22 protein-coding genes are annotated in these 22,386 nt (G+C 39.5%); 6 read left to right on the forward strand and 16 right to left on the reverse strand.

Annotation, left to right across the window (positions count from 1 at the left end):
- Positions 1-4 precede the first annotated feature (4 nt).
- Positions 5-874, forward strand: a complete 870-nt coding sequence (gene thiM, locus MST16_RS10080) for a hydroxyethylthiazole kinase (protein WP_180010320.1) — start codon at positions 5-7, stop codon at positions 872-874.
- Positions 875-988: 114 nt separating this feature from the next.
- Here thiM and MST16_RS10085 read toward each other — a convergent pair whose 3' ends face one another.
- From MST16_RS10085 to MST16_RS10100, 4 genes are all read right to left on the reverse strand, one after another.
- Positions 989-1,735, reverse strand: coding sequence for an IS5 family transposase (locus tag MST16_RS10085; protein ID WP_180010319.1), 747 nt, complete (start codon positions 1,733-1,735; stop codon positions 989-991).
- A gap of 95 nt (positions 1,736-1,830) precedes the next feature.
- Positions 1,831-2,382, reverse strand: coding sequence for a hypothetical protein (locus MST16_RS10090; protein ID WP_180010318.1), 552 nt, complete (start codon positions 2,380-2,382; stop codon positions 1,831-1,833).
- 19 nt (positions 2,383-2,401) lie between these two features.
- Positions 2,402-3,130 (reverse strand): hypothetical protein, encoded by a 729-nt coding sequence (locus MST16_RS10095; RefSeq protein WP_180010317.1) that lies wholly within the window; start codon positions 3,128-3,130, stop codon positions 2,402-2,404.
- Between the two features lie 380 nt (positions 3,131-3,510).
- Positions 3,511-5,031, reverse strand: coding sequence for a transporter associated domain-containing protein (locus tag MST16_RS10100; protein ID WP_180010316.1), 1,521 nt, complete (start codon positions 5,029-5,031; stop codon positions 3,511-3,513).
- Positions 5,032-5,648: 617 nt separating this feature from the next.
- Between MST16_RS10100 and MST16_RS10105 the strand changes: the two genes are divergently transcribed.
- On the forward strand, positions 5,649-6,113 hold the full coding sequence (locus MST16_RS10105; RefSeq protein ID WP_078193646.1) for a MarR family winged helix-turn-helix transcriptional regulator: 465 nt from the start codon (positions 5,649-5,651) through the stop codon (positions 6,111-6,113).
- A gap of 21 nt (positions 6,114-6,134) precedes the next feature.
- Here the strand turns inward: MST16_RS10105 and MST16_RS10110 are convergent, their stop codons facing one another.
- Positions 6,135-6,794 carry an SOS response-associated peptidase family protein gene (locus tag MST16_RS10110; protein ID WP_180010350.1) on the reverse strand — a complete coding sequence of 220 codons (660 nt, stop codon included), beginning with the start codon at positions 6,792-6,794 and terminating at the stop codon, positions 6,135-6,137.
- On the opposite strand from MST16_RS10110, the gene MST16_RS10115 reads away from it, so the two are divergent.
- Positions 6,784-7,260, forward strand: coding sequence for a hypothetical protein (locus MST16_RS10115; RefSeq protein WP_180010315.1), 477 nt, complete (start codon positions 6,784-6,786; stop codon positions 7,258-7,260). The genes MST16_RS10110 and MST16_RS10115 overlap by 11 nt on opposite strands.
- Positions 7,261-7,272: 12 nt before the next feature.
- Entirely contained in the window at positions 7,273-7,818 is a 546-nt protein-coding gene (locus MST16_RS10120) for a hypothetical protein (protein WP_180010314.1), read from the forward strand.
- Between the two features lie 82 nt (positions 7,819-7,900).
- Here the strand turns inward: MST16_RS10120 and MST16_RS10125 are convergent, their stop codons facing one another.
- From MST16_RS10125 to MST16_RS10145, 5 genes are all read right to left on the reverse strand, one after another.
- Positions 7,901-9,343: an aldehyde dehydrogenase family protein gene (locus MST16_RS10125; RefSeq protein WP_180010313.1), complete on the reverse strand. Its 1,443-nt coding sequence runs from the start codon at positions 9,341-9,343 to the stop codon at positions 7,901-7,903.
- 111 nt (positions 9,344-9,454) lie between these two features.
- Positions 9,455-9,931: a hypothetical protein gene (locus MST16_RS10130; protein ID WP_180010312.1), complete on the reverse strand. Its 477-nt coding sequence runs from the start codon at positions 9,929-9,931 to the stop codon at positions 9,455-9,457.
- Between the two features lie 88 nt (positions 9,932-10,019).
- Positions 10,020-12,182 carry a malate synthase G gene (locus MST16_RS10135; protein WP_180010311.1) on the reverse strand — a complete coding sequence of 721 codons (2,163 nt, stop codon included), beginning with the start codon at positions 12,180-12,182 and terminating at the stop codon, positions 10,020-10,022.
- Positions 12,183-12,707: 525 nt separating this feature from the next.
- Positions 12,708-13,859, reverse strand: a complete 1,152-nt coding sequence (gene zapE, locus MST16_RS10140) for a cell division protein ZapE (protein WP_111885050.1) — start codon at positions 13,857-13,859, stop codon at positions 12,708-12,710.
- An 84-nt stretch (positions 13,860-13,943) separates the two neighbouring features.
- Complete coding sequence (locus MST16_RS10145; protein WP_111885051.1) at positions 13,944-14,951, reverse strand: AraC family transcriptional regulator; 1,008 nt, start codon at positions 14,949-14,951, stop codon at positions 13,944-13,946.
- 157 nt (positions 14,952-15,108) lie between these two features.
- Here MST16_RS10145 and MST16_RS10150 point away from each other — a divergent pair, with 157 nt between their 5' ends.
- Both MST16_RS10150 and MST16_RS10155 read left to right on the forward strand, forming a co-directional pair.
- The gene (locus tag MST16_RS10150; RefSeq protein WP_180092077.1) at positions 15,109-16,638 is read left to right on the forward strand and encodes an NAD(P)/FAD-dependent oxidoreductase; all 1,530 of its coding nucleotides are present in this window, start codon (positions 15,109-15,111) and stop codon (positions 16,636-16,638) included.
- A gap of 49 nt (positions 16,639-16,687) precedes the next feature.
- Complete coding sequence (locus tag MST16_RS10155; protein WP_180010310.1) at positions 16,688-17,596, forward strand: lysine exporter LysO family protein; 909 nt, start codon at positions 16,688-16,690, stop codon at positions 17,594-17,596.
- Positions 17,597-17,675: 79 nt separating this feature from the next.
- Here the strand turns inward: MST16_RS10155 and pyrF are convergent, their stop codons facing one another.
- The 6 genes from pyrF to MST16_RS10185 all read right to left on the reverse strand — a co-directional run bounded on the left by pyrF (position 17,676) and on the right by MST16_RS10185 (position 22,371).
- A complete protein-coding gene (pyrF, locus tag MST16_RS10160) occupies positions 17,676-18,356 on the reverse strand; it encodes an orotidine-5'-phosphate decarboxylase (RefSeq protein ID WP_180010309.1) in 681 nt (226 codons plus the stop codon).
- Between the two features lie 240 nt (positions 18,357-18,596).
- Complete coding sequence (locus MST16_RS10165) at positions 18,597-18,962, reverse strand: lipopolysaccharide assembly protein LapA domain-containing protein (RefSeq protein WP_078188931.1); 366 nt, start codon at positions 18,960-18,962, stop codon at positions 18,597-18,599.
- Positions 18,963-18,986: 24 nt separating this feature from the next.
- Complete coding sequence (locus tag MST16_RS10170; protein ID WP_067767464.1) at positions 18,987-19,289, reverse strand: integration host factor subunit beta; 303 nt, start codon at positions 19,287-19,289, stop codon at positions 18,987-18,989.
- Positions 19,290-19,451: 162 nt separating this feature from the next.
- On the reverse strand, positions 19,452-21,131 hold the full coding sequence (rpsA, locus tag MST16_RS10175) for a 30S ribosomal protein S1 (RefSeq protein WP_078188933.1): 1,680 nt from the start codon (positions 21,129-21,131) through the stop codon (positions 19,452-19,454).
- A 107-nt stretch (positions 21,132-21,238) separates the two neighbouring features.
- Positions 21,239-21,922, reverse strand: a complete 684-nt coding sequence (cmk, locus tag MST16_RS10180; RefSeq protein WP_168378902.1) for a (d)CMP kinase — start codon at positions 21,920-21,922, stop codon at positions 21,239-21,241.
- Positions 21,923-21,939: 17 nt separating this feature from the next.
- Positions 21,940-22,371 carry an SRPBCC family protein gene (locus tag MST16_RS10185; protein ID WP_180010308.1) on the reverse strand — a complete coding sequence of 144 codons (432 nt, stop codon included), beginning with the start codon at positions 22,369-22,371 and terminating at the stop codon, positions 21,940-21,942.
- Between the last annotated feature and the right edge of the window lie 15 nt (positions 22,372-22,386).

A 22,386-nucleotide genomic window follows, 5' to 3' on the forward strand; every position in this document is an offset into this window, starting at 1 on the left:
AACGATGAATCAATCTGAAAATTTTGAAACGACCATGAACAGTGAATTAACTGACTTAAATAGCCCGCTTTTACAAAGCGTCATTAATGCGTGGATTGAACTTCAATCCAAACAACCTTTGGTGCATATCCTCACCAATGCAGTTGCGAGCAATTATGTCGCCAATGTCCTTTTAGCTGCGGGTGCTTCTCCTGCAATGATTGATAATCCCTTTGAAGCCGAAAGCTTTGCCTCTATTGCCAGTGCATTGAATATCAATTTAGGTACGCCAACGTCTGAACAAATGCAGGCCATGCAAATTGCTGCACAAACAGCACAAAATTTAAATAAACCTTGGGTGCTTGACCCTGTCGGTTATGGCCCCGTTTTGCCATGGCGATCTGAAATGGTTGACCAATTACTCCAATACAAGCCAAGTATTATTCGCGGCAACGCATCAGAAATTAGCGGTCTTGCAGGTAACCAAGGTGAATCCCGCGGTGTCGATAGCACGCTCAATAGTGCAGAAATTTATTTAAATGCTGTGCCCTTGTTAGAACACTGTGAATGTGTGGCAATTTCAGGCGAATCAGATTTCATCTTATCGAAAGAAATGAATGCGGTGATACAGATTAATGGTGGATCTTACTTACAACCCAAAGTGACGGCTTCTGGCTGCGCTTTAGGTGCGTTAACAGCGGCTTATTGCGCCGTGAGTGAAACGCTAACTGCTGGCACGGTCGCAGCACATTTGCACTTTGCGATTGCGGGTCAAAAAGCCTATGAAATTAGCTCAAGTGTCGGCAGTTTTAATGTTGCATTTTTAGATGAAATTTATAATCTCAATGAAGACGATTTCAATCAACTTGCCAACATGCAAATTTATGCACTATGAAGCTATGATAGCTTGAGAAAAAAAACAGCTTGAGTAAAAGGCTCAAGCTGTTCAGGGATTCATACTGTTTTGTACTAATTAGGGTGTGTTGACATTTACAGCCGATAAATTGAGCTAAAGAGGCAACCATATAAATATACAAGCTAAAGCAACAGCGCTTTGATAGTTACGTTTTAGCTTATCGTATCTTGTGGCAATTCCTCTAAATTGTTTTAATCTACAAAATGCATTTTCAACTAAATGTCTGATTTTATATATATACCAGTCCATATCATCATTGCTAGATTTGGCATTTGATCTTCGAGGAATGTTTGCTTTCGTATTACTTTCTCTAATTTTCTTTCTGAAACTTTCTGAATCATAGCCTTTATCTGCACATAGCATTTCTGACTCTGTTAAATCTAATTTTGATACAAGATCAGGTGCAACCTTAATATCATGTGGAGTTCCATCTGAAATAATAAATTCAATAGGATTACCATTTGAATCGATTGCTAAATGTATTTTTGAACTATTACCACCAATACTTTTGGAAATACTTTGATTCTTAATACCAGCTGAATGTTGATGCGCTCGTACATGGCTCCCATCGATAAAAATCCACTCTTTATCAGCATGCTGGCTGAATAATTCAAAAATATTCATAAACTTACTATTTTTAGACCATCGATTATATTTCTTAAAAATAGAATTTGATTTACCAAACTCTTGAGGTAAATCTCGCCAAGGACAGCCTGTTCTAATTCGAAATAAAATCGCTTCAATAAAATTCCGTAAATTTAATTTGAGATAAATATTAAAGTGACGGAAAATAGCAAGTAACTTGGACCAGTGTTGATCATTTAGCATTGTTCGAGGCATAGCGAGTGTAAAATTGGGTTTGGCGATTTAATTTTACTATCTCGCTATTTTTTTAATCAACAAATGTCAACAGACCCTAATATGCGACAAAAATTTTACTGTGCCGTACTGTCACTTGCAGCATTGGCATCAAACATTTCTGAATTTTCGATCGTTTCTGTTGGATTACTCAAAATCATGTCGAGGTCATAGTCCCCCGCATAGACAATATTTTTGATTTTTGAACAGTCGCCATCACTCATTTCATAATTTAATACTTTGGCTTCATCGCCAATTTTAAACTCAGCACGAACGACGTTTTTATTTTCATCAAAACTCAGTTTAGGCTGAACACCTTTTTTCGAATCTTGCTGCGGATCTTGGCTATCCGTGAAAATATCAAAATCCACATTACACGCTTGTTGCGACTGCTTACAGTTAATTTCTGCTTGCATACGTTCCGCTAACGATGGCTCAAAATAGGCAGTAAGTTGATCTTTACTCAAAGCATGCAATTTCAACTCTTGATCATAAATTTGTTTGACCAGTTTTTCGGGGGCAACACATTTCTGCGATTGCTCCTGTACTTTTTGCTCTGCTGGCTGACAAGCCGTTAAAAAGATCGCCGCGCCGAAACCGAATAATCGATATATCGTCATTTGTCGCATAACACATCCATGTCCATCATTAAACTGCCCGCCCAACTGCCAGATTCATACTTGCTTCAAAAATAGTTGAAACATTTAATTTACAAATACACATTAAACCCATGCCATCAAAATAATCTGGCACGTGCTGCATAAAAAATTGAACATGTTCATCAGATTTTTTCCGTAGCCGAACCAATTGCTCAGGCGTCACCTTCGGTAAATCACAACGATGAACAAAAATATCCTCAGCCCGATGCTGCACATCATGCTGACGGATTTTATAACTGTTTAAAACATCCGCATACTCAGTGGGCATCGGGACACCATGCCTTGGATAAAACTTAACAGAGCGCGAGGCAAATAATGTATATACCTTTGGTTGTGCCAATGTAGCCACAAACCACATCGGAATCGCTGGAAATCGAATCTGATGCTGCATCGCCACTTTAATCGCCGAATTTAAGGTCAGGTTTTTCCGCCGGTAATCTACCAATACCCCTGCCCGTGAATTAAAAATAAAAATCGGCCGATTGTTATGCATAATTTTTAATATACGCACAATGTTTTGCCCGATCAGTTTATCTTGCTCAAAATACTGAATAATTGGTAATGCTACAATATCGGGGTCATGCATGTATTGATAAAGTTGCTCAATTTTCGATGTCGGGAAAATACGTTGATCAAACTCCCAGAGCCGTTGAAACAACTCATGTTTTTCTTCAGTCGTGAGTTTGCAAAAATCAATGATATTCTCAGTGATCGCCATACCAACACCCATTTTCTTAATGGATTAACTTTGATGTTTTTTCAAAGTCCCTAGTTATAAAGTTTTCCGAAGCGATATTTAAATGAAATAAAATTATTCATAGATCATCAATGATGATTAAAACCCAAAGTTAAAAATGAATCGCTATTTACCCTCATGCTTTTTTAAAATCAACCCTATCAATATTTTTTACTTTTGAACCGCTTTAACCCTCTAAAAGCTCAAAAGTTGCAGCGTTTTTTTACTGTTACATCATGTAAATATAATACGTTTTAACATCGTGAATTACAGCCCCCTTGGATAGGATTTCTTATACTTTCTAGTCATACAAAAAAGACAGCTTCTAAAAGCTGTCTTTGAGTTATTTTAAGATTTAAGCATTAAGCTTGGTAATAGATATCAACCGTTTTAATGCGGTTTTCATCCATTGCCGTAACTTTAAATTGGATGCCTTTAAATTCAACCACAGTTCCGACTTCAACATTGCCATGAGTCTGATCCAAAATGAGGCCTGAAACACTGATGTAACCATCATCTTCTTCGATCAAATCCAGCATTTCCAATTCAAGTTCTAACTGATACAGATCGAGCATGCCTGAAGCTTTCCAATGTTCATCATCGATTTTAATCAAATCAAGTTGTTCATCCGCATCAGGGAATTCACCAGCAATCGCTTCAAACACATCGAGTGGTGAAATCAGACCTTGTACCGCACCAAACTCATCCGTAACCAGTACCAAAGAGCCTTTAGAGGTACGCAAGGTATTAATCGCATCAATCACCTTCATCTTTTGGAAAATAAAGATCGGACGATGACGTTTAATCAATGCTTTTAGATCATCTTCACTATCTAAAACATCAATAAGCTCTTTCGCACGGACAATACTAATCACTTTATCCAAGCTACCACGACACACAGGGAATAAACTGTGCGGCACTGAAAGGACTTGCTCACGAATTTGCTCAGGTGTGTCATTTAAATCCACCCAAGAAATTTGATTACGGGGAGTCATGATCGATGCAACTGAACGCTCTGCAAGCGTCAATACACCACCAATCATGTAACGCTCTTCGTCTGCAAAGGTTTCTTGCGCTTGATTACCGACTTGATCGGCTTCTAAGCGCCCACCCATCAGCTTTAAAATACTGTCCGCAGTACGGTGGCGTAATGGAATTTTCGCTTCGTGTTTTTGAGCATTACGCTGACTAAACTGGTTAAAGGCTTCGATGATAATCGCAACTCCAATACCTGAGTAGATATAGCCTTTCGGAATGTGGAAACCAAAGCCTTCTGCAATCAAACTAATACCGATAAGTAATAAGAAGCTTAAACATAGAATCACGACGGTTGGATGTCGGTTCACAAAGGCCGTTAACGGTTTAGATGCAAGTAACATCACTGCCATTGCCACAATCATTGCAGCCATCATGACATAAATGTTGTCGACCATACCGATTGCTGTAATAACAGAATCAAGAGAGAAAACTGCATCTAAGACAACAATTTGCGCCACGACTGCCGTAAAGCTCGCATAAGCCACTTTTGTTGTCACTTGAACTTCTGGTTTACCTTCTAATTTCTCATGCAGCTCTGTGACCGCCTTATAGACTAAGAACAATCCACCGAACAATAATATGAGATCTCGACCAGAGAATGTCCAATCAAAAACGGTAATCAGGGGCTTTGTTAATGTGACCAACCAAGAGATTGCAAATAACAATCCTAATCGCATTAACAATGCGAGTGAAAGACCAAGTATACGGGCTTTGTCACGTTGTTCTGGAGGGAGTTTTTCTGCCAAAATGGCAATGAAGACTAGGTTATCAATCCCTAGTACAATTTCTAAAATAATTAATGTAAGTAAACCAACCCAGATTCCAGGATCTAACAAAAATTCCATTAGCTCTCTTCCTCATTCTGGATTGTAAGAATATCTTTAATCAGACCAACGCACGGCGACGGATCCATAAATTTAACCTGTGTAACTATAGACCATTCCATTATGCACAATCTTGCGCATTTGTAATGTATTCAAGCATATTTTTTCGCATCAACAATATGACAAAATGTTAAAAAACGCTGAATGCGTTACAGTTTGAATGGCCGATATAAAATACACTTCTAGATGTTAAAACCTACTTTTTGAGATATCCGCTTCCACTTTAAAAAAAGCTTGAATTCACCTGACTTTTAATTAAATGTAATTAAATACGTTGTATGAGATTGTATGACAAATCTAATGAATTATTTATTTCAACCTTTTGGTAAAATATATTAATATTCAATTTAAATTAAAAACTTATTTATTTTCACTACACTATCTGTATACCCAACTTTGCTTTTATTCTCTTTTAATCATTTGGACAGAATATCAATATAATCTATTAAGATAATCTAAAAATGAGATATCTTATACTTTCTATTTTTTTATTGTGAACTCTTGCTATTACCCTCTATTTTTCAATAGAATGTTAAAACATTAAATAAAATTAAAACAAATATTCAGGGGACTCCTTCATGACAAAAAAGTATTCAAAATTTTTACCATCCACCGATGACTTTAGTTTAGAAAATTTTCCTTTCTACTGGGTTACTCAGGTGCATTCACAATATGTTTTAAACGTCGACCATGCCTTAAAAAAGTATGGCGTTGATAATTCACGTCGTCGCATCCTGCTCGCACTCAAGTCTAAACCTCATGCGAGTGTTTCGGATTTATCTGAAATGGTCGTGTCTAAAATGTCGACGACAACCAAGATCGTTTATCGTTTAAAAGATGAAGGCTTAGTAGATACCTATTCTTGTGAAGATGATGCGCGTATTACCCGCGTCGTGTTAACCGATAAAGGCACTGCTATGACGCAGAAGATTAACGATCTAACGAATGTCGTTCTAGAGCAATCTTTTGAAGGCTTAACACCGCTACAAATTGAAAAAACCATGGAAAGCTTAAAGCATATTTTCAAAAACTTAGCGCGCTAAGCATTCTGCATCACCGAAATATCAATCGAAAAAGTTCAGTTGGGGACTGATTTTTTCGATTTTTATTTTGGGTGCGTGTGCACATTCAAACTCATCAACAGGAAAACCTTGTACAAAACTTTGGATGTTCGGTGATTTCCAACTTAACCATTCCTCTAATCGCGCATGCGGAATCACAATCACTGAGCGTTTTACATTGCCCGGCTCATGAAAGTGTTTCATCATCTCATGCTGAATAGCGTCCATCGTAATCATGGTACTTGAACGTACAATCTCATCACCTTGTCTACAACTGTCATATAAGGCAGCGATGTAAAACGCTTCTCCATCTTTGCGTTTAACGCTCCAACGCTGTGGCTTATTGTCGATATACATTGACTCATAAAACTCAGACACGGGAATTACACCAAATTTACATTTTGAGATTGCATTAATAAACGTAGGCTTTTGGTACAAAGTTTCATTACGAGCATTATAGGTTTTTAGTGCAATAGATTTGTCTTCAGCCCATTTAGGCACCATGCCAAAACCCACTTTTCGCCACTCTAGCCCTTGTTCAGACTTAAAGAGCAGCGGCAAATCATAATTAGGATAGACTTCCTCAGGATATTCAAAACTGATTTCAGGCAAGTTTTGAGACTTTAATTGCGCTAAGCTAATCGGTTTGAAATTGGCACACATATTTGCCATAATCCGCAAAAATTCAATCTTTATAATAAATGAAAAATCTAGACCGAAGTCGCTTTATCGTTTTAATTCTCAGTTTAAGTCTATATCCAACTGCAAAGCAGCAAAAGTTTCTGTACATACCGTTTCATTTCTACCTTTTAGTCTCGACGCGCTCTATCTCAATGAATATCCATTTAAACAAGGCCTGATCAATGAAAGTGACATCCCTGCTGGCAAGTACCGTATTCAATATAAGCATTTTCGCAATCAGCAAATGATCAGTACACATCATTGGGTTACGGTCAAAAATCATCCCAATACTCAAGAACAACAATTTTCATTCGTCATCTTGCCTGATGGTGAAATGATCAATGTCTCTGACTTTAAAATTACATCTCCAGAAATGTTTCCTGAAATCCGTTTTGCAAAACATGCTCAAAATAGTTATCGCTTGATGCAAAATCAGCAAAGACAATGAGATCAATTTGGCGTGATTCTTCCTGACGCAGATGAAGCCCACACGACAGAATTAGAAGATCAATTTGGCTGGTTTACAGTGAACGCAGATGAAGGCCGTGTCAGGACAGATTGTACAGGCACTTTTAAGATCAATCCTCTGGATGCGCTCCCCTATTTCACTACTGCAAATTCAGCTCTTCAGTTTAATTATCAACAAGGAAAACAAAAACATAATGCATATTTAGCGTTTAGTGATAACAATCCGCTTATTCCAATCGAAGATCGAACAATTCATGAGGCAACGGATTACAAAAATGGCTTGAAGTTTGATGTGTATATTCACAATATCCAAAAAATGAAAACCGAGACTATTTCTTCTAATTATTCAATCTACAATTATAAAGTGCAGGTAAAGCTGTATATAACGACCTTGCAACGTAAGCCTATGCTGTTGATGAATCAGCAAATGTACTATCAGAATAATTGTTCAAGTCAGGATATTGGCGCTTTTCTGTATTACAAAACACGTTGGAGTCGTTTTTGGGACTATATACTTCCTGATATTTCATGGAAATAAACTAGAGAGGTCCTGCTCCTGCGCAACAGAACCTGTTGTGAAGTCTATTGCACAAGATAAAATAGACTTCATTTTGTGTATTTTAAGCGGGGAAAGTCTGCCAATGGGTGCGGGTAAATTCCTCAAATATCCACTCACCATTAAAACGGCCAAGGCCTGAATTACGTTCACCACCAAAGGGTGCATTAGAATGATCCGCCACACTGATGCCATTGATATGCGTCATGCCTATATCGAGTTTGGCAGCAAACTCTCCGCCGCGCGCTAAGTTTGACGTACATACCGTACTCGATAAACCAAATCGGGTTGAATTCGCCAATTCAAGTGCATGCGCTTCATCTCGCGCTTTTAATATTGGCAAGATTGGCCCAAAGCTTTCTTCTAATGCAATATCAGCGTGCGCATCGACATGGGTGAAAATATGCGGTGCAATCAATTGACCCTCAATGCCGCCTGCATAGGCTAAAATCGCATCTTGCTGAATGGCATTTTGAATAATGGTTTTTAATTTATCGACTTGTGCCTTGTTGATGATAGGCCCTATCAGGGTTTCAGTATCATTCGGATTACCGACCACAATGCTTTTTACCCGTTTAATTAATTTTTCAACATAAGCATCGTGCAAGGATTCATCCACAATCACTCGATTGGTACTCATGCAGATTTGTCCTTGATGCAAAAAACGCCCCATCACGGTCAGTTCAACGGCTAAATTTAAATCTGCATCATCTAAAATGACCAAAGGCGCATTGCCGCCAAGTTCCAGCGCTAAACGCTTAATTCGTGAACTTGCCAAAGCTTTCACCCCCACCTGTTGACCTACTTCAGTTGAACCTGTAAATGAAATCATTTTAGGTACAGGATGCTCTACAAAATAGTCGCCAATTTCACTGCCACTGCCTGCAACGACATTTAATACGCCATGCGGCAAACCCGCTTCTTCAAATAATTTTCCGAGCAACGTTCCACCTGTCACAGGCGTGTCACTTGCAGGCTTCAGCACTACACTATTGCCGCAGGCAATCGCAGTCACCACAGAACGCATCGACAAATGAAATGGAAAATTCCACGGGCTAATCACCGCAATGACACCCAAGGGTTTACGCAGTACAAAACTCTTTCGGCTCGGGTCTTTACTTTCCAATTGAGTAGTTTGCATTTTTTCAGAAAAACTCAGCGATTCTTGGATAATGCCAAGCGCTGCATCAACTTCAATATTGGCTTTTAAACGTGTACTACCAGATTCATCTATCAGCCATTGAATAATTTCTTCTCTGCGCTGCTGAATGGTTTGAGCTAATTTGCTGATAACTTGCTGACGTACTTCAATGGACTTAGTCATTTCTGATTTAAAGGCAGCTTCTGCCGCACTATAAGCACTGTCTACATCGACACTGCTGGCTGCCTGCAATTCAAAAATCTCTGCTTGGCTAAAGGGATTGATATTCTTGATGTGGCGCGTTGAAGTCCCTGCTCTCCACTGTCCACCAATATATTGCAAATCTAATGCTGTATATGCTGACATCGCTTCCATCCTATTTTTATCATTCATCCCAATGTAAAGGCTTCAGCATTGAAAAGCTATGAGAAAAACAGGATAAAACTTTATAATTAATTTCTTTTACAACCTTATACTTTAAACAGGCTGATGAATCTGCCGCATCGCTTTATAGATGCGCCAATAAATATAACAGCTAATGACGACTTCAAAACTCAGATCTTTAACTGTGGTGAGTTGCTCAAGTGCAGCCTCATCCATGTTTACGGTCAACATGGGTAGTAGCGCTTCGATGACAATGCCGATGGCAATAAAGAGAACTAAACTCTGAATGGTCACGGGTAGATACAATGCGATAAAGCGCTTTAAAAAATCTCGGCCTTGCTCGCCGCCATTGGCTTTAAATATGGCATTCACCCAGCTAATCAGCAGACCAACTTGTAAAACAAACGAAGCCCAAGCTTCTGTAGGTTTGGATTCTGGGGTTAACGTCAGTGCTAAGTAGCTAAAGAAAATCAATATTGAGCTGGCAATATAGTAGTTTTTATAATGGGTTTCAGAGACTTTATTCAGTCTTATATCATCCACCAACCGATTTACATTCCATAAATACATGGCGTTTCCTTTTGATTTTTTATGTCGACATTCTAACTTTCTCAAGCAATAAAAAAAGCCTCCGAAGAGGCTTTTTTTGATTTACAGATTAGTCACCTGTATAACCTTTTAATTTTAAACGGTAAGCATGAAGAAGCGGCTCTGTATAACCAGAAGGCTGCTCGCCACCTTTGAATACTAAGTCATAAGCAGCTTTGTATGCATAACCATCAAAGCTTGGTGCCATTGGCGTGTAAAGTGGATCGTTGGCATTTTGCTCATCTACAACTTTCGCCATGCGCTTAAATACTTCTTCAACCTGCTCAGCAGTTACGATACCGTGACGTAACCAGTTCGCAACGTGTTGAGAAGAAATACGTAAAGTTGCACGGTCTTCCATCAAACCAACATTGTTGATGTCTAGAACTTTTGAACAACCTACACCCAAATCAACCCAACGAACCACATAACCCAAGATACCTTGAAGGTTATTTTCGAGTTCTTTGGTTTTCTCTTCTTCAGACCAGTTTGTATCTGTCGCTAAAGGCGGTGTTAACAAGTCATCTAAAGATAGCGGTTGAGTATTCAACAACTCTTTTTGACGTTCAGAAACATTGCACTGATGATAGTGAATCGCGTGAATTACAGCGCCAGATGGAGACGGAACCCATGCACAGCTTGCGCCAGCTTCTGGATGCTCAATCTTAGTTTTGTACATATCAAGCAACATATCTGGTTTTGGCCACATGCCTTTACCGATTTGCGCTTTACCACGTAAGCCTGCTTGTAGACCGATCATCACGTTACGGTTTTCATACGCTGGGAACCAGATTTGAGACTTCACTTCGCCTTTACGAACGAATGGACCTGCTTCCATGAACGTATGAATTTCGTCACCCGTACGGTCCATGAAACCTGTATTAATAAAAATCGTGCGATCTTTCGCTTGCGCGATACAGTTTTTCAAGTTCACAGAGGTACGACGTTCTTCGTCCATGATACCGATTTTCAAAGTCTTCGCAGGCAAACCAAGCGCTTGTTCAGCACGCTCAAATAATTCAACTGCAAATGCAACTTCTTCTGGACCGTGCATTTTTGGCTTAACGATGTACATAGAACCTTTACGAGAGTTCTTGTTTTCGTTTTCGCCTTTAATGTCTGCAAACGTCAATAACGGTGTGATCAATGCATCCATAATACCTTCGTAGATTTCAGCACCATCTACAAGGATCGCAGGGTTTGTCATCAAATGACCCACGTTACGAAGTAACATCAATGAACGACCGTGAAGTGTAGTTTCACCACCGATCAAGTTTTTGTGCGTACGATCTTTATTTAATGTACGAGTAACGGTTTTACCATTTTTCTCGATAGATTCAGAAAGCGTACCTTTCATTAAGCCTAACCAGTTACGGTAGCCTTCAACTTTCTCTTCAGCATCAACTGCTGCAATTGAGTCTTCCAAGTCTTGAATTGTCGTTACCGCAGCTTCAAGAACTAAGTCTTTCACGCCAGCAGCATCTGTTGAACCAATTGGGCTCGTCGCATCAACTTCAATGATTACATGTAAACCATTGTTTAAAAGTACGATTTCAGTTGGTGCAGCTTCGTCACCATTAAAACCAACAAACTGAGCTTCTTTCGCTAAAGTTGCAGTTGAGCCATCTTTTAGGCTTACAACTAACTTTTTGCCTTCTACCGCATATTTAGTTGCATCTGCATGGGAACCATTAGCTAGCGGGAAAGTCTCATTTAAGAAGTTTTTAGCAAATTCGATAACTTTTGCGCCACGAGCTGGGTTATAGCCCTTACCTTTTTCCGCGCCGTCTTCTTCAGAGATCACGTCAAAACCGTAAAGAGCATCGTAGAGTGAACCCCAACGTGCGTTCGCAGCGTTTAAGCAGTAACGTGCATTACGTACAGGCACTACTAATTGCGCACCAGCCAATAATGCGATTTCTTCGTCTACATTTTCTGTGCTGATTTGGAAATCTTCTACTTCTGGTAATAAGTAGCCAATTTCAGTAAGGAAAGCTTTGTAAGCTTCGAGTTCAAATTTGTTGTTGCGGTGCCATTCATCAATTTTCGCTTGAATGTCGTCACGCTTAGCCAATAGTGCTTTGTTCTTTGGGCTAAGATCGACAACGACTTGTTCAAAGTTTTTCCAGTAAGTTTCACTGTCTAAACCTGAACCCGGTAGTGCTTCATTTTCGATGAAATCGTAAAGTTCTTTAGCAATCGCTAACTTGCCTTTTTGAATACGTGCAGTCATTGTCTTTCCTGATATTGCTATTTTTTATAACAAGAGATTCTAGTATACCCATTTATACTTTGCTGAATAGTACTATCACATTCCTAAATAATGATCATTTTCTATGTAATGAAATACCCTCATCATTCAACATAATAAAGATCAGAAATACGACGTCATCATCAGCCTGAATACCTTTTTACAGTGTATAAAGTTTTTGAAATGTCGAAATTAGACTTAAGTGCAGAATTTTGTTCTAAAACTGAACAAATAGACCCAAGCCTCAAACAAACTCACTCGATTAAGCCATGAAATGCTGCCAATGTCGATGCTACAACTTCAACCAATCAGTTTAAATTTAACGCTTTTATCGATGAATTATTAAACAGCCATACTTCTTATTTAATGATGCTTTTATCATGAGACTTTGCTTTAACTTCTATTGTTCGTTCCACAGCTTTTCTTAATTTATACATGTTTTCTAAAACTAAAAATCAAAAAAAAGAACGCCATCAAGACGTTCTTTTTTCATTCCAACAGAAACGCTTAATTTTCTGCCGTAGATTCTGGTGCATTGATTTGACGGTGAGATGTATGTAGATAATCATCAGATTGCATTTCCAATAAGCGCGAACGTGTACGCTCAATTTCAAATGCCAATTTTTCACCTTGATATAATTCAATAATCGTATCTTCTGAAGTAAGCAACAACTTCACCCCACGGTCATAAAATTCATCAACCAAGTAGATAAAACGACGTGTCCCTTCAGACAAATAATCGGTCATGTGCGGCACATTACTTACCAAGACCGTATTATAAATATTGGCAATTTCAATAAAGTCCGCTGGACTACGTGGTTTTAGGCAAAGCTCAGAATATTCACACCACAGTACATCTTCCGTATGACCAATGGTTTCTACAATACGCTGATTAATAATAATTGGCTCTTGTGAAACCGTTTGGGTTTGCGTTAATGCTGTAAAACGCTGTGCCATCCACAACTTATGTTCATGTGTTAAAGGCGACTTAAACAACTGCGCTTGTTTCAATACACGTAAACGATAGTCTACGCCTGAGTCTACATTTAAAATCACACAGTTCTTTTTTACCATTTCGATGGTTGGGATAAAACGGTCACGGTGGATCCCGTTTTTATATAAACCATCTGGTGCGATGTTAGATGTTGCAACAAGGGTGATCCCACGCGTAAATAATTTTTGGAATAGATCACTCAAAATCATTGCATCCGTGACATTGGATACAAAGAATTCATCAAAGCAGATCACGACTGCTTCTTTATAAATTTGGTCGGCAACAAGGTCTAGTGGATTACGCTGACCTGAAAGCTTATTTAATTCACGGTGTACGTACTGCATAAAGTGATGGAAATGCATACGAGTTTTGCGTCGAAATGGCACAGAATCATAAAACTGATCCATCAGCCACGTTTTACCACGTCCTACACCGCCCCACATATACACCCCTTTCGGTGCAGTTTGACGACGGAAACGACGAAACGCTTTTTTAGAAGCCTTAAAACGTTGGATTAATTCTTGCCAAACTCGATCCAACTCATGCACCGCTTGCGCCTGTTCCTGATCTGGTAAAAACTGACCAGATGCTAAGGCTTGAGCATAACGCTCAGCCGGTGAAATCGGAGTAAATGCGGTGTTGTGTGGTGACTGAAAATCTGACATATCATTAAATACTTTTTTGGGCTAAATGAATTATAACGAAGAATAAACTCGAAGATATAACACTTTGGCAGTAAAGCGCATTGGCTATTTATTATATTGTCTCGGACTATGCCCAAACCAACGTTTAAACGCATGATTAAACGCCGCAGGTTCTGAATAGCCCAGCAATTCTGCAATCATTTCAATTGAATATTCATTATATTCAATCATACGGAGTGCTTTATCTTTAATAATATCTTCACGAATTTGCTTATAACTGGTATTTAACTGTTGCAGTTGATGACGCAAAGTTCTTTCAGGCAAGTTCAACGCTTGAGCAGTTGCTGCCATACTTGGCATCGCACCACTTTGTAATTCCAAATAATCTTGCACACGTTGAACCAATGATGGCGCATCTTCATCGGCGCTTAAACGTTCTAACTCCGCAATACATTTCGACTCATATAATCGAAAAGTAATAATATCTGCGGAAGGGATCCGAATATCTAAAACATCTTCATCGAACCAAAATGCCGCAAATGGCGCACCAAATCGAACTTGAGAGCCATAATAATCAGTAAACATTTTTAATTTTTCAGGATCTTTGGGTTCAGCAAACGGCAAATCAATTTGAACTTGCGGTGTAGATAGACCCATCATTTTGTACAGATCACGGATGAATTTATACGTTCCAGAAATTTCCGACTGTGCCAATAATGCACCCAGTGGTGCATACACATCTTGGGGTTGATAACATAAGGCCACTTTATGCTGACTGATTTGCAAACTCAAACGCCCAGTTAGATGCGTCAACTGTTGAAATCGAATCCCCTGATTTAAAGCTTGGCGTAAAGTATCACTGGTGACCAATAACATCAGCAACGGACCATAACCCGCCAACGTATAATGCTGACCAATAAATAACCCTTGCTCAGGTTCTACATCTTTACCAATGACTTTCAGTACATCCCACTCCAAACTCGGATGAATCACCGAAGTAGGATCGAGTGCATCGACACGCAGCCCGATAGTTTGCAAACGTTGATCGACATCTACGCCTGCTTTACGCATTCCTTGTACAAGATACATCAGGCTTAGAATGGATCGTTTCATAAATCGTAAAATGACATTAAATTTCTTCTTTTTTACTACAAATTTGCAATTATGAACATTGCCGTTTCGATCAATTTTTCTGTCATCTCAATCATATTGTTCTGATCATGAACTCAAGTATGCTTAGCTTGTAATCTCGCTTGGAATTAAAAAAATGATGCAGGAAGCGCAAACAAAAACAGTGCAAACCCCAAACGCCAATTCTGAAATACATACACAAATCGCCATCATTGGCGGTGGTTTTGGTGGTATCGCTATGGCGATACGACTTTTACAACAAGGCAATCAAGATTTTCTGATCCTCGAAAAAGCCAATGATTTTGGTGGAACCTGGCGTGAAAACCGCTACCCTGGCGCTGCGTGTGATGTGCAATCACATATGTATTCGCTTTCTTTTGCACCCAAAACAGATTGGTCAAAACGTTATGCTGAAGCGCCGGAAATATTTGACTATATCCAACACGTTACCCGTGAATATAATTTAAAACAATTCTGTCGCTTTAACAGTGAAGTGCTTTCAAGCCAATACAATGAATCAACCTGTGACTGGCATTTAGAACTCAAAGATGGCGTTAAAATTACCGCTCAATATGTGATTTTTGCATCTGGCCCGTTACATGTCCCACAAATTCCACATATTCCAGGCATTGAAAAATTTAAGGGTAAAGTGTTCCATTCTTCGCAATGGGATCATCAATATCCATTAGAAGGTAAAAAAGTCGCATCTATTGGTACAGGCGGCAGTGCCATCCAATACATTCCTGAAATCGCACCACAAACAAAGCAACTGTATGTTTTTCAGCGTACAGCGGCTTGGGTCATTCCACGAGATGAGCGTAGTTATCATGGTTTAGAAAAATCACTATTTAAAAAATATGATTGGTTTCGAAAAATTCACCGTGCTCGCCTGTATTGGACCAACGAATCACGTGTCGTGCCAATTGTTAAACCAACCACCATGAAATATGCGCAAAAACTGGCAGAACTATATATTAAGTATCAAGCGAAAGATGCTGAACTTGCCAAGAAACTAACCCCAAACTACATCATGGGCTGTAAACGCATTTTAATTTCTAATAAATACTTTCCAACGTTTAATCGACCGAATGTGGAATTGGTCAGTGATGCAATACAAGAAATCACTGAAAATGCCATTATTACCAAAGATGGAAAATCCCGTGAAATTGACTGCTTAATCTATGGGACTGGCTTTATTACTGACCCACGTATTTATCTCAAGTCCTTTGAATGTATTGGTGAAAATGCTCAAGAACTCAAACAAGTTTGGCAAGCTGGCGCAGAAAGCTTTTATGGCATTTGCACCAAAGGCTTTCCAAATCTGTTCCAATTATTAGGCCCCAATACCGTACTTGCCCATAATTCAGTGGTATTTATGATTGAGGCACAAGTCGATTACATCTTACAAATGATGCAATTGGTTTCAAAATCTAATGTTCAAGCCATCGCTGTCAAAGATCAGGTGCAAGATCAATTTAACACGCATGTACAAGACATGCTTGATGGTACGGTATGGCAATCAGGCTGCGTGAGTTGGTATCAGCAAAATGGCGGTAAAAATTTTGCACTGTGGCCAACTTATACATGGAAATATTGGCTCGCTACTCGAAAAATAAATCCAGCCGATTTTCGACTCCTCAGTAAAACAAAATCTAGTCATGCAGCTTAAGCAATAACAGGTCATAATAGGCAGGTATTCATTATCTGCCTATTTTTGTATGCAATCTTTCTGGCTGATTTTCCAGCTCTTGACCTGTTTAGGGCTTGGTTTTATTCTTGCACGTCGCCTACCCACTTGGCTTGAAAAAATCGCCTTTAAACTGCTGCCGTATTTTACTTATATTTTGTTATTTGCGATTGCGATCGAATTTTCTGAAACATTACACACTATTTCAGCACCTCTGCAAATCCTTTCTTCATCAGTACTTATTGCACTATTGACCTCAGTGGGTGCTTTTATTTGCTGCTATATTTTATTTAAGCTTTTAGGCTATAAACCCAGTCATGGCAAAGTGTCCATGCAGTTAGTGACAAGCTCGCTCATCAATATTAGCTATGCTTTTATTGCATTAGGTTTAGGTTATGCTTTTGCCGAAATGGCAGCACATTTTAGTCTTCAGCCACATATTAGTACTTGGGATCTACTTTTAGTCTTCATGTTTCTGATTGGGCTTGATCTCGCCTACTCACCACTGGATCGCTCTTGGTTAAATTGGAAAATTCTACTTGTTCCACTCGGTTGTATCGTCGGTTCACTTTTGGGCGCTTTTGCTGCTGCATACCTATTGCCACAAATCAGTTTGAAAGATTTGATCATGCTGTCACAAGGCTACGGTTTCTATTCGATGACAGGCATCGTCGTGACAGAATTAAAAAATGCACATCTCGGCAGTATCGCGCTGATGAATGATTTATTCAGAGAAATTTTTGCGATTGTGTTTATGTATATTATTGGCTGGCGTTACCCACGCTCTGCAATTTCATCTGCGGGTGCAACAGCTATGGATGTCACCCTACCTATGGTCAAACAAGCCTGTGGTAATGATTTTATTCCACATGCCATGGTCAGTGGCTTTATCCTTTCTGTACTCGCACCAATATTGGTGAGTATATTGGCGGCTATCTAACCCCTCACCTAAATCCTCTCCCAAAGGCAGAGGACTTTCTCTCTCCCTCTGGGAGAGAGTTAGAGAGAGAAGGTAAATATTAAAGTGTCGCTAAAATATCTTTTAAAGTCTGACGCATATTCTCCGATTTGGTAATCGGACGACCAATCACCAAATGTGTAGAACCATCGAGCATGGCTTGTTTAGGTGTCACAATTCGTTTTTGATCATCAGCAGCAGAACCCGCAGGACGGATACCCGGTGTCACTAAAGCAAACTCAGCACCCAAAGTCTCACGCAGCATTTTTGCTTCTTGTGCCGAACACACTACACCATCTAAACCACTTTCTTTCGTTAAAGTCGCAAGACGTTTCACATGTTCAAAGGGTTCAACATCTAAACCTAAATCCGCAAGATCTTCACGACCCATCGAGGTCAAAACAGTAACAGCAATCAGCTGAGTATTGTAATTGCCTGCTTTTAGGCGCTCTACACAGGTTTCCATCATTTTACGACCACCTGATGCATGAACGTTGACCATCCACACACCCATATCCGCAGCTGCACAAACTGCTTGCGCTGTGGTGTTTGGAATATCATGGAATTTTAGATCTAGAAATACTTCAAAACCTTTATCATGCAAGGCCTTAACGACACTTGGACCCTCATGGGTAAATAACTCTTTACCAACCTTAACTCGACATAATGCAGGATCTAACTGCTCTGCAATTGTAAGTGCGTCATATTGGCTTTTAGCATCTAGTGCAACGATGATACTCAAGAGACTTACCCTTCATTTTGACAAAATTAGTGCATTATAGATGTATTCAACTTGATCAGAAAGTCATAAAACTCATGTTATTTGAAATGATTAATTTGAATTGAGCTATCTCATTATTTTATTTGAGATAAGCGTATTATTTTTTCAGCCCATAAAAAAACACCCCGATGATCCACCGGAGTGTTAAATATAAAATTTAAATCTACTCATAAAAGTAGTTAATTTACTTCTAAAACCCAATTATAACGGGTTAGAAGGACGCTCATTCGCATCAATATCTAAAACTGTCTTTTCATGACGCGTATGTGCAGCCGCTTCAGCAGCAGCCAGTTGAGCAGTTTGAATTTGCTCTTTACGTAGGCGGTCAATATCTTTACGTAGACGTTTAATTTCCCAGTTATTTTGAAATACTCGAAATACTTGCACTGCCAATAAAAGACCTAACACCAAACCTAATGACAAGGTTAATAGCAATAAAAGCCCTAAACGCATTGCAGGCACTTGTGTAAACAACAAATCGACTGAAAGTTCAGTTCCGTTTTGCAGAACCAAAGCCAATGAGTATCCAAATAGGACCAGTAGAATTACGACCAATACGTAACGCATAAACACCCCTAACAATGTTTTGAATTAGTTTGCAGATTCGTTTACCGCATCACGTAATGCTTTACCAGGTTTAAAGTGTGGTACAGCTTTTGCTGCCACTTCAACTGATTTACCTGTTTTTGGGTTACGACCCACACGTGGTTCACGGTGATGTAATGCAAAACTACCAAAACCACGGATTTCAATTCGGTTGTCTGTAGACAAAGCTTCGATCATTTGATCGATCATTATCTTAACGGCCTCTTCCACTAAGGGTTCAGCTAAGTGTGGGTTTTTAAGAGAAATACGCTCTATTAAGTCAGACTTATTAAGTGCTTCAGTAGTCATCTGCGACCTCTTTAATTATCAAGCTACCTAGGATCAGTTTCCTGATAATAACCTGTTTAAATACAAAACGGTAGCGTAATAATCACTTACTACGCTACCGTTACAGTAATTGTGTAAAATATATTAATTAATTTACATTAATAATACAATTCAAACACTTACTTAGTGGTTCATTTGAGCTTTGATCAAATCACCAATAGTCTTAGGACCATTGTCTGAAGTTGCTGTAGCTGTCTTGTTCAAGTTAGCTACTGCTTCTTTTTCTTCAGCTTCGTCTTTCGCTTTGATAGACAAGTTGATAGAACGTGATTTGCGGTCTACGTTGATGATTTTAGCTTCAACTTCTTGACCAACTTCAAGGAACTTAGTTGCATCTTCAACGCGGTCGCGGTTGATTTCAGATGCTTTAAGAGTCGCTTCAACTTCGTCAGCTAACTTAACAGTAGCGCCTTTAGCGTCAACTGCAGTTACAGTACCTTTAACAAGCGCACCGCGTTCGTTAGCAGCTAAGAAATCGTTGAACGGATCGCTGTTCATTTGTTTGATGCCAAGGCTGATACGGTTGCCTTCAGCGTCTACTGAAAGGATAACCGCTTCAACTGTGTCACCTTTCTTGTAACGACGGATAGCTTCTTCGCCTTGTTCGTTCCAAGAAATGTCAGACAAGTGAACTAGACCATCGATACCGCCTGGTAAACCGATGAAGATACCGAAGTCAGTGATTGACTTGATAGTACCTGAAACTTTTTCACCTTTGTCGTGTTCTTTAGCAAACTCTTCCCATGGGTTAGCACGAGTTTGTTTGATACCAAGAGAAATACGACGACGCTCTTCATCAACTTCAAGAACCATAACGTCAACTTCGTCACCGATCTGAACAACTTTAGATGGGTGGATGTTTTTGTTAGTGTGGTCCATTTCTGAAACGTGTACTAAGCCTTCAACGCCTTCAGCGATTTCAGCGAAGCAACCGTAGTCAGTTAAGTTAGTTACACGAGCTTTAACGATAGAACCTTTAGGGTAACGGTTCATGATCGCTAACCATGGATCTTCGCCTAATTGTTTAAGGCCTAAAGATACGCGGTTACGTTCGCGGTCGAATTTAAGTACTTTAACAGTAACTTCTTGACCAACTTCAACAACTTCTGAAGGGTGCTTGATACGTTTCCAAGCCATGTCAGTGATGTGAAGAAGACCATCAATACCGCCAAGGTCAACGAACGCGCCGTAGTCAGTAAGATTTTTAATAGTACCAGTAACTGTTTGACCTTCTTCAAGCTGAGCAAGAAGAGCTTCACGGTCAGCTGAAGATTCAGCTTCCATAACAGCACGACGAGATACAACAACGTTGTTACGTTTAGCATCAAGTTTGATTACTTTAAATTCTAACTCTTTACCTTCTAAGTGAGTAGTATCACGAATAGGACGAGTATCAACTAAAGAACCTGGAAGGAACGCACGAACTGGACCGATGTCAACAGTGAAACCGCCTTTAACCTTACCAGAGATAACACCAGTAACGATTTCGCCGTCTTCAAAGATTTTTTCAAGTTTAGTCCAAGTTTCAGCACGTTTCGCTTTTTCACGTGATAAAACTGTTTGACCCATACCGTTGTCAAGAGCTTCAACAACTACGTCAACAGTGTCGCCAACTTGAACTTCAAGTTCACGTTGTTCATTTAAGAATTCAGCGCGGTCAACAATACCTTCTGATTTAAGGCCAGTGTCAACTGTTACCCAGTCAGAGTCGATATTTACTACAACGCCTTGGATGACAGCACCCTTTTCAACGTTGAGGTTTAATTCGCTTTCTTCAAAGAGGGCTGCAAAAGATTCGGTCATGATATACCTAGTAAAGTCAGCGGTCTTGGATCAGACAAGGCCGGTTTAATTAAGCGTCTACATAGTCCATATAAGACTGATCAAGCTATGCTTCTGCTGAAAATTCTTTAGTTTGCTAATTGCTGATCGATGTAATTCGTCATCAGCGTGAATACTTCATCAATACTCAAAGTTGAACTATCAATGAAATAAGCATCTGGCGCAGGCTTGAGTGGAGCGACTGTGCGTTCCATATCTCGCTTATCACGCGCTTCGATATTAGCTAAAATGTCGTTTATTTTAACATCCACGCCCATAGCCTGCAACTGATTTACACGGCGCTCCGCACGGGACTGAGCAGAAGCCGTTAAATAAATCTTGGCTTGGGCATTTGGAAAAATCGTTGTTGCCATATCACGGCCATCTGCAACCAAACCAGGTGCTTGGGCAAAGGCATGCTGACGTTCTAAAAGCGCAGTTCTAAGTGCAGGAATTGCAGCAACTTTTGAGGCAAACTCTCCGACTCTCTCAGTACGGATAACTTTTGAGACATCTTCACCATCTAAAAGCACCGAAACACCTGCTTCATTTGTCACAAATTGTATGTCTAAATTTGTTGCAATTTTTACGCATTCATCGAGCTTTGAGTCTAATGCATCAATTAAGTCTTGCTTATGCAATGACAATCCCAACAGACGATATAACGCACCTGAGTCGAGTAAGTGGAACTGATAATGTGCCGCAATTTTTGCTGCCAATGTTCCTTTACCTGAGCCACTTGGGCCATCAATTGTAATGATTTGAACTGTCATTGCTCTTCCACTTTTGTTTATACGGTTTTTGCAAGTTTTGAAAAACCAATTTTAATCGCTGACTTCAGTTGCGCAAGGATTAATTGACTAACGAATGGCGCACGCGCCTGTAATTCAATCGTATAAGTGACTAAAGTACGCGCAGCATCAATCGCTTCGAATTGAATCACACCCAAATGATGTTTCACCAGTGGGTTTTTAATAATCTTATATTCAATGCGTTGGTTTGGCTCAAACAAGGTAATTTGCTCTTGTAACGGCTTCACTGGCCCAAAGCCCATACGACGTACAGAACCCACACCATCAGGACGTTCAGGATCTGCAGAATCTTTGACGCGCACCACTTGAATCGGTGCAAAAGCCACGTTATAGGTCGAATGTTTTGAAAGTAAGTCAAAAACTTGCTTGACCGGTGCATTAAATTCTTTTTTTACTTGAATGGATTTCATGGTGTACCCTATATT

The sequence above is a fragment of the Acinetobacter sp. YH16040_T genome, assembly GCF_024605785.1.
Taxonomy (GTDB): domain Bacteria; phylum Pseudomonadota; class Gammaproteobacteria; order Pseudomonadales; family Moraxellaceae; genus Acinetobacter; species Acinetobacter amyesii.

Coding starts and splice junctions, on each gene's coding strand:
- thiM (WP_180010320.1), top strand. CDS start 5: ATGAATCAATCTGAAAATTTTGAAACGACCATGAACAGTGAATTAACT.
- MST16_RS10085 (WP_180010319.1), bottom strand. CDS start 1,735: ATGCCTCGAACAATGCTAAATGATCAACACTGGTCCAAGTTACTTGCT.
- MST16_RS10090 (WP_180010318.1), bottom strand. CDS start 2,382: ATGCGACAAATGACGATATATCGATTATTCGGTTTCGGCGCGGCGATC.
- MST16_RS10095 (WP_180010317.1), bottom strand. CDS start 3,130: ATGGCGATCACTGAGAATATCATTGATTTTTGCAAACTCACGACTGAA.
- MST16_RS10100 (WP_180010316.1), bottom strand. CDS start 5,031: ATGGAATTTTTGTTAGATCCTGGAATCTGGGTTGGTTTACTTACATTA.
- MST16_RS10105 (WP_078193646.1), top strand. CDS start 5,649: ATGACAAAAAAGTATTCAAAATTTTTACCATCCACCGATGACTTTAGT.
- MST16_RS10110 (WP_180010350.1), bottom strand. CDS start 6,794: ATGTGTGCCAATTTCAAACCGATTAGCTTAGCGCAATTAAAGTCTCAA.
- MST16_RS10125 (WP_180010313.1), bottom strand. CDS start 9,343: ATGTCAGCATATACAGCATTAGATTTGCAATATATTGGTGGACAGTGG.
- MST16_RS10130 (WP_180010312.1), bottom strand. CDS start 9,931: ATGTATTTATGGAATGTAAATCGGTTGGTGGATGATATAAGACTGAAT.
- MST16_RS10135 (WP_180010311.1), bottom strand. CDS start 12,182: ATGACTGCACGTATTCAAAAAGGCAAGTTAGCGATTGCTAAAGAACTT.
- zapE (WP_111885050.1), bottom strand. CDS start 13,859: ATGTCAGATTTTCAGTCACCACACAACACCGCATTTACTCCGATTTCA.
- MST16_RS10145 (WP_111885051.1), bottom strand. CDS start 14,951: ATGAAACGATCCATTCTAAGCCTGATGTATCTTGTACAAGGAATGCGT.
- MST16_RS10150 (WP_180092077.1), top strand. CDS start 15,109: ATGCAGGAAGCGCAAACAAAAACAGTGCAAACCCCAAACGCCAATTCT.
- MST16_RS10155 (WP_180010310.1), top strand. CDS start 16,688: ATGCAATCTTTCTGGCTGATTTTCCAGCTCTTGACCTGTTTAGGGCTT.
- MST16_RS10165 (WP_078188931.1), bottom strand. CDS start 18,962: ATGCGTTACGTATTGGTCGTAATTCTACTGGTCCTATTTGGATACTCA.
- MST16_RS10170 (WP_067767464.1), bottom strand. CDS start 19,289: ATGACTACTGAAGCACTTAATAAGTCTGACTTAATAGAGCGTATTTCT.
- rpsA (WP_078188933.1), bottom strand. CDS start 21,131: ATGACCGAATCTTTTGCAGCCCTCTTTGAAGAAAGCGAATTAAACCTC.
- cmk (WP_168378902.1), bottom strand. CDS start 21,922: ATGACAGTTCAAATCATTACAATTGATGGCCCAAGTGGCTCAGGTAAA.
- MST16_RS10185 (WP_180010308.1), bottom strand. CDS start 22,371: ATGAAATCCATTCAAGTAAAAAAAGAATTTAATGCACCGGTCAAGCAA.